The sequence below is a fragment of the Oceanobacillus luteolus genome (assembly GCF_042678205.1).
Lineage (GTDB): Bacteria > Bacillota > Bacilli > Bacillales > Amphibacillaceae > Oceanobacillus > Oceanobacillus luteolus.
The window spans coordinates 1-11,776 of the sequence record NZ_JBHUDE010000037.1 but is presented as its reverse complement, the minus strand read 5'-3'; the positions used below and the strand labels follow the sequence as shown (position 1 = coordinate 11,776).

Annotated in this window: 10 protein-coding genes and 2 pseudogenes; 7 read left to right on the top strand and 5 right to left on the bottom strand. The window is 37.1% G+C overall.

Annotated elements, in window-relative coordinates; genetic code table 11:
• Nucleotides 1-90: 90 nt before the first annotated feature.
• Genes ACFSBH_RS07600 through ACFSBH_RS07590 form a run of 3 tightly spaced genes read left to right on the top strand, consistent with a single transcriptional unit; the run spans nucleotide 91 to nucleotide 3,030 of the window.
• Nucleotides 91-738, top strand: coding sequence for a hypothetical protein (locus tag ACFSBH_RS07600; RefSeq protein WP_379596936.1), 648 nt, complete (start codon nucleotides 91-93; stop codon nucleotides 736-738).
• A gap of 5 nt (nucleotides 739-743) precedes the next feature.
• Entirely contained in the window at nucleotides 744-2,444 is a 1,701-nt protein-coding gene (locus ACFSBH_RS07595) for a tyrosine-type recombinase/integrase (protein WP_251517711.1), read from the top strand.
• A gap of 1 nt (nucleotide 2,445) precedes the next feature.
• Nucleotides 2,446-3,030: a hypothetical protein gene (locus ACFSBH_RS07590; RefSeq protein ID WP_251517712.1), complete on the top strand. Its 585-nt coding sequence runs from the start codon at nucleotides 2,446-2,448 to the stop codon at nucleotides 3,028-3,030.
• Nucleotides 3,031-3,259: 229 nt separating this feature from the next.
• On the opposite strand, the gene ACFSBH_RS07585 is transcribed toward ACFSBH_RS07590, so the two are convergent.
• The 5 genes and pseudogenes from ACFSBH_RS07585 to ACFSBH_RS07565 form a co-directional block, all read right to left on the bottom strand.
• Nucleotides 3,260-4,405, bottom strand: a complete 1,146-nt coding sequence (locus ACFSBH_RS07585; RefSeq protein WP_379596933.1) for a Ger(x)C family spore germination protein — start codon at nucleotides 4,403-4,405, stop codon at nucleotides 3,260-3,262.
• 14 nt (nucleotides 4,406-4,419) lie between these two features.
• Entirely contained in the window at nucleotides 4,420-5,967 is a 1,548-nt protein-coding gene (locus ACFSBH_RS07580) for a spore germination protein (RefSeq protein WP_251517825.1), read from the bottom strand.
• Between the two features lie 9 nt (nucleotides 5,968-5,976).
• Nucleotides 5,977-7,050 carry a GerAB/ArcD/ProY family transporter gene (locus ACFSBH_RS07575; RefSeq protein ID WP_251517823.1) on the bottom strand — a complete coding sequence of 358 codons (1,074 nt, stop codon included), beginning with the start codon at nucleotides 7,048-7,050 and terminating at the stop codon, nucleotides 5,977-5,979.
• A 267-nt stretch (nucleotides 7,051-7,317) separates the two neighbouring features.
• Nucleotides 7,318-8,015 (bottom strand): annotated as a pseudogene (locus tag ACFSBH_RS07570) (N-acetylmuramoyl-L-alanine amidase family protein).
• Between the two features lie 159 nt (nucleotides 8,016-8,174).
• Complete coding sequence (locus tag ACFSBH_RS07565; RefSeq protein WP_251517820.1) at nucleotides 8,175-8,549, bottom strand: site-specific integrase; 375 nt, start codon at nucleotides 8,547-8,549, stop codon at nucleotides 8,175-8,177.
• A gap of 88 nt (nucleotides 8,550-8,637) precedes the next feature.
• Here ACFSBH_RS07565 and ACFSBH_RS07560 point away from each other — a divergent pair.
• The 4 genes and pseudogenes from ACFSBH_RS07560 to ACFSBH_RS07545 form a co-directional block, all read left to right on the top strand.
• Nucleotides 8,638-9,247, top strand: a pseudogene (locus tag ACFSBH_RS07560) (Tn3 family transposase); the annotation flags it as partial.
• A gap of 215 nt (nucleotides 9,248-9,462) precedes the next feature.
• Nucleotides 9,463-10,182, top strand: a complete 720-nt coding sequence (locus ACFSBH_RS07555; protein ID WP_251517968.1) for a hypothetical protein — start codon at nucleotides 9,463-9,465, stop codon at nucleotides 10,180-10,182.
• 291 nt (nucleotides 10,183-10,473) lie between these two features.
• Entirely contained in the window at nucleotides 10,474-10,680 is a 207-nt protein-coding gene (locus ACFSBH_RS07550; RefSeq protein WP_251517970.1) for a YuzF family protein, read from the top strand.
• Nucleotides 10,681-10,748: 68 nt separating this feature from the next.
• Entirely contained in the window at nucleotides 10,749-11,639 is an 891-nt protein-coding gene (locus ACFSBH_RS07545; protein ID WP_041054396.1) for a manganese catalase family protein, read from the top strand.
• Nucleotides 11,640-11,776 lie beyond the last annotated feature (137 nt).

The window sequence follows — 11,776 nt, the reverse complement described above, 5'->3', positions numbered from 1 at the left end:
TTTGTTAGCATCGTTCATTGGCATAACCTCCAGATTTTTTTCTAAAGAGATTATCTCAAGAACGGATATTTAATAGAAGGTGTTCATTGTTTGACGCTTACCTATGTGCTACCTACAGGTGACGATTTTGATGATATTTTCAGACATTTGTACCGAAGAGGACATTTTGGCTTTCTGTATTCTTTAATGGTGGATTTATCCATAAAACAAAGCGAAAAGGAATTGAGTATGGAAGAAAAAACGGAATCAATTGAAGCACTTATCAAAGTATTTTCACCAGAAGACTTAGAGAATTCTAGTGCTTTTTACTTTGAGCAAAGAAAAAAACTACTAAGTGTTTCACAACAAGTCATTCAACTCTCAAAAGAGAAACTGGATCAAAAATTAACAGGTATTCATAATGGGAATATGCCCTCCTACCGATTAGAAGGTCAATGCTTCGTTAGTGGGGAATGTAATCAACCCGGACGCAACTGTAGTTCTTGTAAGTACTTAATTCCTAAAGTGTCATTTTTGTTAAGTGCAAAGAAAGAAATTGACGACTTAATTGAGGATTTAAGGATTACTGAGAAACAAAATTACAATAGACGAATGAAATTGACTTATCTTATTTTAAATTTGTTAGCTGTTGTAAATCAATCAGTTAAAACATTTGGCAAGGAATATGCTAATGAATATTTTGACTTCGATGACTTGAAAATGAAATTGTCTTCTGTTCAAACTAAAATGTTGGAGTGATAATAATGGTGGATGAAGTTCATATATTTGACAACCACACCCTTCATATTGAAAATGACGAGAAATTTTCGATAGAAATGGCTGACCATTATAAAGAACGTTTTAAATTCTACAAAAGAAATGGAATTATTGAAGGGTGTCAGTATAATGATAGAAGTTGGTTCTTATGGACATTGGGAACAAGAGGCACTAGGTTAAGACTATCATTTGATCTAGATATGTTTTCCAATGTTAATGTCGCCCTTAAATGCTACACTCTACTCTTAATGGATAATGGGCTTACAGTAAGAACCATTATTCGCAAATTGAAAATTATTAAAGATTCTATTTTTAAGACCAACTTGTATAGCGAAGAAAAAGTGGAGGACTTCTATGAGTATGTTTTATTGGAAGTACCTGAGTCCTTTAAGTATAGCCATATTACCTATAATCTAGAGTTTTTTAATTTCTTCATGCCTGAACATGGTGAAAAATTTATTTCTCGTTTAATGGAGAGCGATATTAAACCCTATCAATCAAAAACTAAAACACTACCTCCATTTGAAGATATTTTAACATTTAGTAATGAACTATATAATTTTTTCTTAAACGAAGAAACCTCCTCTGTACTGAAAGAGAAATATCTTCCTATATTTATTTGGTGGCAACTAACTATGTTCATTCCAATGCGACCACATGAGTTTGTGCAGTTACAGAAAAGCGATTTAAAAAAAGTAAATGGTCAATATCAATTAACAGTTAAGAGAAGCAAACCAAAGTATCCAAATCACATCCCACCCCAAACGGAATTTCACATTACACAAGATATAGGTGAATTAATAGAGTCATATATTAACTTATGTGAACATTATTGCACTGTTGATATATCAGCAGAGGAACGTTCCTATTTATTCCCTATATACATGCGAGCGAGATACTACACCAAACATAACAAGAAAGTTTCTAAAATAATTTCACATGGAAAAAATATTCATACTACAACTGACATGTTCAATTCATTGCTGAAATTCTTTTACAAAGAAGTAATTCAATCCAGTGATATTGAACAATTAAGTGCGAATTCAACACGGCACTTAGCAATATGCAACATGAGAATGCAGGGCATTGACCCTCTAACTATTAGCCAAATGGCAGGGCATGCTAGTTTATACACACAAAACCACTATGCAAATCATTTAGAAACTTTTCTAGAAAGTAAAGTAAGATTATTAAGTGAACAGATAAAAAACAAGCAAATGAAAATTACTGATTTCTATACAAAAGAAGAAGTTGAGAACCTTCCTGTTGTTCAAAACCTTAAAACTGAAAGTGTTTTAAATAGGACGAATAGAAGTTATTTCCGACAAATTGAGGATGGATATTGCACAGATAAAGAATTTCCTAGTAACTGTGTTCCAAATTGCTTATTATGCCCGTTTTTCCTATTAGATGTAGAGAACAGGGAAAACACATTAAGACTACTTGATGAGACTTCAGTACGGCTTAATAAGCAATATAAAGATCAACTGGACACATACTATATTGTTTTCCAAAAATTAATGAACAACATGAATCAAAACAAGGAACAGCTGAACACACCTATTGATTTAAACGAACAAGTAAACAGCGTAACAAAATCCATTAATAAGACAATTGAAGACATAGCGAGAACTGAAGCATTAATTATGCAAGTATCAGAAAAAAATCAGGGAAATGAGGAGAATTGAAGTGGCAAGACCTAAAAAATACACTAACGAAGACTTGCTAGAACTTTTAAGACAAACTCGTAGTGAGATAACTGAAGATTTAACGCCATACCTATTAGAGAAGCATACAGGGGTATCTAAGACAGTATGGCGAACACGTATGGCAAAGGAGATCGAACAGTTAAATCAGGCTTTCAATAACCCCTACAACGATTCTAGGGACATTAATCCCCTTCCCTTAGATAATGTATTAACTATTTATGAGAAATACAAATATAATGAAAAAGTACTTCTAACAAAATTGAAGTCATATGACATATTTGTAAATAATATTTTAAAAATGGCTTCTAAAGTGAGTGGACTTGAAGTAACACTTCGAAAAAAAGAAAGTGCTTCGAAGGAAAAAATTCAAATATTAGAAGAAAAAGTGGCTCTTCTAAAAGAAGAACGTGACCATTTCGAAAAGGAATATCTAGAAACAATTGGACAAAGCACATATAGAGAGCAGTACAGAACAAGAGAAACCAAAGAGCCACTCTCTCTGGATAGGAAAGAAAATGTAGAAATAGTTGACTTTATCGGCAGGAACAGAGATTTATTTGACTAATTCAAAGTAAAAACTTAATAACATGTATCCCTTCGCTCCCTTTCTTATGGTTTGTGAAGAAATCCATTTAAATTTACGAAGTTTTTCGTCTTAAAAGAACTTACAAAATGGGGTTCCGTCAGGAAAATGCGGATTTACAACGTTAAACTATTTTTTGGGAAACAAAAACCTTGCTTCCCCAACGCTAAGCAGAAGAAGCAAGGTGAGTTAATAATTTCACTTGCCAGAATCACGAGGTGGATTCACCATGTTCATGTAATTTATATCTTCCAGGGTAAACAATATTCACCTCAACCTTTACATGGCGCAGGGAATCTTGGTTTAAAACGAGTTGCTGTTTTCCTGTGGCAATGCTCTTCCATTGATGTGGATGTTTGCGATACAAAGATTCGCCCAAATTGTAAATATCTATACCCTCTTTAAAAGCAGTTTGATACGTTTTGCGGATTTGCTCCTCTATTTTTTCCTGAGCCATTTGTGTGAGTTCCTTTTCGGTAAGGTCCGTATGCAATTCATTGATCCCCGCCTTCACTTTTACTGAAATATCGAAATACGCCTTGTTCAATTTCACAATAGGAGTCACTTCATATTTGGGTTTTTCTGCGACAAGAACAGCCGCAAGCTTCTCTTCGGTAAACAAATCAAGAGGTACTCGGATCGTGTGAGTACTTAGCCAGGGCATTCCCGACAAATCCTTAAGATCCATTCGTCCATAATAATTGTTTAGATCATATACTTGTACGCCTGAATATCTAAGCTGCTCTTTTGGTTTATTACTTTCCTGCCATTGACCTTTGCGAAGCGATAATTCCGGTATATAACTGGTTCTAGCCTTTTCGTTTGAGTCCAGTACAAATTGTTGCAGGCGGACCGGAGCAAGGATAGAGAACTGTCTGAAACTTTGCTCGGGATTGTGAAGAATGGATGCCTTTGGCGGTAATCTAAAAAATGGAGTTGCCAGCAAGATTTCTTCAAGAGGCTCTCTTGTGCTAAACAGCCAGGCCAAGTACCTTATTTCACGATAACGATTGATCAATTCCAGCACTTCTCCGACTTTGTTTTCCTTCATCAATCTCTCGCTGAACAAAATGGCAGAGATTTGTCCCAAGTTTAAGCGTTGTTGTGATGTACTGTACAAATCATTTGCCGCCTCCGTAAACGAGGAACCTTCGCCTTTGCCCACCCAAACCGGGGGCTGCTCCGCTTTTTGCTGTCCCTCCAGCTTGGCCACTGTCGAGAAATCAAGCAATTGCACATACAAGGTGTATTGGCCATCGACATAGTCTATTCCAACAGCCGTAGCATAGTTCATGTTTTGCACTTCATATCTGCTCCAGCAACCGGTAAGGGTGAGAAGAAGGAAAAGTGCAACCATACTTTTATATCTCCTCATTTATGCCTGTCCCCTTGCCTTGTAGAATCTCGTGTCTTCAACATGTCCGGTCGAGTGTTTCGCCATGGCCAAGGTAATCGAAACAAAGCGTTGGCCAAGTCTTTAAATGGAGGTGATATTGGGGCCAAGTAAGGCAAGCCGCATGAACGCAATGAGGCTAAATGGCTGAGCACAATAAATAATCCAAGAAAGAAGCCATAAATGCCAAGCGTGGCAGACAGAATGAAAAGAAAAAAGCGTAAGATACTAATCGTTCCAGCCAATGATAGGCTCGATAAAGTTGAACCAAAGATTTGTGTAATTGCTCCGATGACAACGATACCTGGGGATAAGAATCCAGCACGAATGGCCGCATCCCCCAGGATAAGTCCTCCTACAACCGTTACCGTGGAGCCGACCGCAGAAGGCAATCGGATACCAGCTTCCCGCAGGATTTCTAAGAAGAGAAGTGCAATAAACATTTCAACTGCCACATCAAAAGGGATTCCCAACCGGTTAATCCCCAAAGTGGCAAGTAGATAATAGGGCAGCTGATCTTGATGATAGGAAAGAATGGCAACAAAAATTGCAGGAAGCAGTAGCGATACGGACAAGCCAAGTAAACGAAGCGTTTGACCAAATGTAGCTGCCAAAGCAGTAAAGTGGATATCTTCGGGTGCTTTCACAAGCAAAAATAAATTGGCAGGCGCAATCAACGCAGCCGGTGTACCATCCACAATCAACGCTACACGCCCATTGAGCATACAGTTCACGGTAAAGTCTGCTCTGCCTGTATACCCCATCAAAGGAAACAATGCTTTTGTCGGTTCCATTAATTCTTCTAGCTGAGTGGCGCTAAACGCTCCGTCAATGTGAAGATCATCTAATTTATTCTTTACATCTTGAACAATCTTAGGATCAACAATGTCACGCATGTAAAGAATTGCAACGGTTGTTTTCGTGCGAACGCCTACTTTTTTCGTTTCATAAACCATGCTGGTTGATTTGATTCGTTTCCGAATTAACGCCACATTGACTCCCACTTCTTCCACAAATCCATCCTTTGGCCCCCGTACCGAGACCTCAATACTGGATTCTTCCGGATTTCGCGCCGGTTTTTTTGAGATATCGAGGGAGAACAAGGAACGTAGGGTCGGAATATACAAAAGCAGTTTTCCTTCAAAAATATCCGTTTCGGCCGTTTGCTCCCACTCCTCAAGAGTAACGAACTCTAATTGTAGTTGGCTCGACTCGACTATCTCCTCCTGATGATGAAAACCATTGTTTTCATAAAATAGGGTCAAATGAGGAAGCACAGTTTCATGAATGAATGTTTGGTTGTCACTTAACCCCTCACAATAAAGCAATAGGATTCTCGATTGTTCATCATCAGGGTATAATTTGTAAACATGGTGCTTAACATCTTGACACATTTTAAAGTGTTGGATGAGTGATTGTTCATTAAGCGGTTGCAAGACTGTTGTCTCTGTATTAGGCGATGGCCTCTTGCTTTCTGCCCCCTGATTTCCAAATAATCTTTTCATTCGTCGGAATAGTTTATTCATCCTAGCTAGTCACTCCTTTTGGCGAATTCTTGAGATGATCATTCGACCAACATACAGGATCAAGGTCCCTACTGTAAAGATACAAAATGAAGGAAAATAAAACCTTCCTAACAAGTCTAGAAAAGCCATGTCGCTCATCGGCAGCAAAATGGCAACAAGCATGGCCAATGCGCCAAATAACACGGGTAACCATCTGCGTTTTTGTAAATTCCACAATTCTCCCAAGAGATAGATAGAAAGGGATACACGAATGAATGTACCGGATAGCCACTGGTAAATCGAAAAAAAATCGACATGCTCCACATATTCACCCAGTCTAACGATTCTCCATTGAGCGTAAGATGGGTATCTCTGGTTATCCGCTTCATCAGGGCCAAATATCGCAATCGATCCCATCAATGGTCCTAACGTAAGTCCTGTAAGGATGAAGCACATCAACATCAAGCTTTTAAATCCTGGTTTTTTTGTTAATTTGTGCTGAATCAGCAACATCAAGAAAGACAACTCCAGCAATCCCCCGGCAACGTAAGGAATGCCTTTCCATAATGGAGCTGTCCCGTTTTCTAACAATGGAAAAAGCAGGGTATAATCTTTAAACTGAAAATTGGCAATCTCCACAAGATTCCCCAGAATAACAACAAATGGCAACAATATTCCGCTCACAATTGCAATTGTACGGAGTCCTTGAAAAGCAGCAAAGAAGCATGCAACAAGTGTTGTTCCCGCAAGAACTAGTATCGGTGTTTGCGGCAAGTAAGATGCGATTGTCCATGTTAGAGTATCTTTTAAGGAAATAAAGCCCATGAGCCATAATAACAAACTATAAATAATCACTAAGATTGCAGATAAAAACTTTCCAAAGTGCTGATCTAGCCACTTTTTAATGTGTTGATTGTTCATGTTTTGAATGATGTAGTTCAAGCAACCAATCCAAACAGGTGAAACGACAAAAACAAGAAGCACTACGAGCCAGGCATCTCGCTTTGATGCTTCTAGTAGTAAAGGGATAATAATAACGTGGTTCATTAATCCAACCGAAAGCATAATAATCATGTATGACTGAATAGGAGTAATCTTAGGCAAAAGCTCACCCCAAATCCAACAATTGGAAATAGAAACATCTTGAACTATAATTCCCTCAACAACTTCGTTCTATTCATCTGATATTACAGCCGTAAACTAGCACATGATGAGTCCTGGCTTATATCGGCCGGACCAACTTAGAGCAAGAAAAAAATGCTAAGCCCGTCACGACAAAGGCTTAGCGTATTTTTTGTTCATCCAGCCTAGCTATCCATTTTGATAAAACTTTAACGTGCTCGCAGTCAAGCAACCGTTTTCCCAACGAAACTACACATTTTCAATAATAATCCTTTGTGCTGTTCTCAGGTTGCGTTGTACAGTTCTCAACACATTCTCTTCTTCTGCGTAAGCCCTACTTGCACACCGTCAACAATTACACGTTTAATAGCCATATTGCTTTTCAGATTAGTCGATTTTCTCTTCAAATTAAACGCGCGTGCTAAACCATTAACATGACCTTGAGCGACCGCTTGCCGCCAAATCGGGTCCCTTAGTTTTTGGGCATCGCTTGCATGATCAATAAATCCGTTCTCCGTTAATAAAGCGGGCATTCTGGTTTCTCGCAGTACATGGAAATTGGCCTTTTTTTTGCCACGATTATGCAAGTTATTTACTTTGACAATTTCTTCATGCATAATGTCCCGAATTAACGCTGTTCTCGATGAATCAGACAAACTGTTATGAATATAATCTTCATACCCATGAGCTGAATCGTTAAATGCATTAACGTGGATGGATAGAAAATAATCTGCATCCCAAGCATTCGCATCATCTGTACGTTCTTTCAAGCTGCGCGTAATATCTGCTGTTCTACTCATTTTAATTTGCAGGCCTTCATAATGGTTTTCCAAGAGATTTCGGATGCTATGGGAAATATTTAAGGTAATTTCTTTTTCCTGCATCCCATTGCCAATAGCTCCTGGGGCCACTCTCCCGTGACCAGGATCTAAATATAATTTAAACATTTTACACCACCTCGTACAAATAAAATATGATCGAAGAGTAACGGAGGTATAGGAATTAGTCTGAGATACATATAAAAATAGGTGATGATAGGCATTACATTTCATTGAATCAGATGATTTATTTTAGGGGTACAGCCAACATTTCGGAAATTTTGTACGCTAAACAAATTTCAATCTAAAAAAGCCGATATCCTTGATGGATTCGACTTTTTTTATATGGATTTCTATTCTTTCTGATCGTTTAGCTAAGGTTTCTTCAAAGTAAATGACTTTTGTAGATTGATCGGGAATTCTCAGCCAACCGATGAATTGAGCCAAGATATCAAGGTTCACTTCTTGATATCTTAACCGACTTTCCTCTAGGAATTGAAAATAAAGCTTTAGATGGTAACAGTATGACTTTAGTGTATTTTCAGCTTTTCCAATGTTATCTAAATACTTTATATACTTTGCAACCGGTATGACCGGATAGCCTCTCTTATCAATTAACAGATATCTTTTCTTCTCTTGAATGAGAACTTCTTGTACTTTCAACATTCCACCCCCTAATTCGTAAGATACTATATATTCATAAATTTAATAGTACAAATAATAATTCTTTAATGAAATATAAAAGAAGTAGTTACTATCGCAAGATACGTTAATAACTACTTCTAATACTAGTACAATTAAAGCTGGTTACACAGACCAAATATTCGGACTGACCCATTTATTAGGATTTAAATTTGCTCCAAGAATACGAGATTTATCAGACTCGAAATTATTTACAATAGATAAGGCAAGTGAGTATCCAAAATTAGAAGTCATTTTACGTGGACAAATAAATACAAAGGTCATTAAAGAGAATTATGAGGATGTTTTGCGATTAGCTCATTCTATAAGGGAAGGAACAGTTTCAGCATCCCTTATTATGGGGAAATTAGGTTCTTATTCAAGACAAAACAGCTTGGCTACAGCCTTACGTGAGATGGGCCGAATAGAAAAAACGATCTTTATTTTGAATTATATTTCGGATGAATCATTAAGAAGAAAANAATGCCATCAGTATCTGGAATACTTTACATCTAACAAAGGCAGTTGAATATCAAAAACGGTCAGGTAGTTTTAATGAAGAATTATTGCACCATATGTCACCTCTAGGTTGGGAACATATTAATTTACTTGGAGAATACCATTTTAATTCGGAGAAAATGGTCTCGTTAGATTCTTTAAGACCATTGAAACTTTCTTAACGTTGTTAAAACTGGGGGAATCGTCTTGAAAATGGGCTTAGCGTTGTAAATTCGCATTTTCCTGACGCTACCCCAAAATGAAGTAATTCGATGTAAACTGAATTTATAGAAATAATTGAAATGATGGTGGACTTTGTGAAAATATGCACTTAAACTAATGGGCAGGTTAGTTTAAGAATTAAAACAAAAAATCTAAAGTGAATGAAGGGATAATTATGGAATGGGCGAAGAGAGAAAGTAAAAATTATATATTTAATTATCATGTTGGGTCACTTGCAGAAAAGGATATAGAGAAGATAATAAAGCTACAAGAAAACTGCTATGATTTTATTTCTAATTGTTTAAATGTTGAAATGGAACAAAAAATAAATTACTTCCTGTGTGAGACATCTATAGAAGTGGGTGAATTATTTGGTGATAACGAACCTTGCAATGGTTGTGCGAAAGAACCAAACGAAGTATTTGCCGTTTACAATACGGAGGTAAAATGTATAGGATTCCACGAAGATGCTCATTTGATTTCATATAATTTATCAGTACCGCCCCAAACCTTTTTAAGAGAAGGACTTGCAATGTTTTTTGATAAAGTTTCTTTGGGAATACCTCAGTATATGTGGGTTAAGTATTTTATTGATAATGGTTTGTATGTAAAAGTAGAAGACTTAGTGATAAATGATAAATTTTATAACTATAGTGATTTAGTGACTTATCCGATTGCGGGTGCATTTGTGGAATACCTTACTACAAACTTCGGCATAGAAAAGTTTAAAGAATTTTATGCCTCTGTAGATGAAGACTTCGATAAGAGCTTTTCTCACACTTTTAATTTTTCTGTATCTGAATCAAATAATAAATTTATAAATTATATAAACTGCTTAGGATATAATGATGCTTTTACTGAAATCATTAAAAATGTAGTACAAGATAAACTGTGATTTTTTTCACTTAAAGTAACGGGTGCCACCGTTAGTTTAAGAAGGATATTGAGTATCAAATCAGGAAGTTTATAGCCCCAGCCACACAGTAATTGGTGATTATTAAGATTGAAACGCCCTGACACTATTTCATAGGTGTTTTTATTTTGGATTCAGAATCTGGGTTTATTTTTCTAATGAAAGAATGGATGTCTGAATAAATCCGAAAACCAACATTCCAATTGGACAAATGCACATTTTTACTTCCTTGCATATACTGCTATGGACTTCATGAAAAGGAGTGTGTTGAAAATGAGTGAAAAATGGAAACTTAGTGATCCGTATGTTTATCAAGCTTTAATGGGACTTCACAATCAATCCCTTGCTGTTCAAACGACCCACGGCTCTGTACGAGGTGTATTACGAGAGGTCATGCCTGATCATATCGTCATCATGATGGGCGGGACACCATTCTATGTACGTGCAGCACAAATAATTTGGTTTCATTCGACGATGTGAGAATAAGCCAAGCTCCATCCAACATATGATGAAAATGATTATTGTTTACGGATGGAGGTGTAAAGCTTATGATGAAACGCGTGAATAAAATTGCCATTGAGTTACCATATCCAGAACATGGCGATATGAATGCTGCTGCAGCTGTACAAGAATTAATGGGTGGAAAATTCGGTGAGATGTCCACCTTAAACAATTACATGTTTCAATCCTTTAATTTCCGCGGTAAAAAAAAGCTAAAGCCCTTTTATGATTTAATTGCAAGTATTACAGCGGAGGAATTTGGCCATGTTGAATTAGTAGCGAATGCAATTAATCTGCTTTCGATTGGCAATACCATTCCTGGCAATCCTGATACCGCCCCACTGCAAAATGGAAAGGATGCCCGTTATTCTACACATTTTACAACCACTGCTCAAACAGCTTTTCCAGGTGACGGGATGGGAAGACCGTGGAATGGGTCGTATGTAAATAACAGTGGAACGCTCGTTGAAGATCTACTCGCCAATTATTTATTGGAAATCGGTGCTAGAAACCACAAAATGCGTGTGTATGAAATGACGACCCACCCGACTGCCTTAGAGATGACCGGATACTTGCTTGTCAGAGGTGGGACTCATATTATTGCCTATGCAAAAGCACTAGAAGTAGCTACAGGTGTGGATGTGGGTAAAATGCTTCCAGTTCCAAGTTTGGATAATAATAAGTTTGATTATGCCAAAAAGTTTATGGATCAAGGATTGTACAATGTGTTGTATACATGGGGAGAAGCGGATTATCGTGATATCAACCAAATATGGAAAGGTGCAAACCCAGAAACAGGTGAAAGGCTGCATGTAATTGACGGAATGCCTGAAGGTGCGCCTGTACCCGATTTTCCAGAACTTCCAGAGCAATTCGCTCCAGGGATTGATTTGGATGATTACTATCGTATTTTAAAACGTTTAAAAAGCAATATGTAAACTTTAATAAAGAGCCACTGTAATTAATCATAATTATAGACTAACACAATAAAATGAGACAATAAAAAACACCTTCGAAATGGTATAATCAAACCAATACTAATTCGGAGGTGTTTTTGCGTGGGCAAAAACGTTTA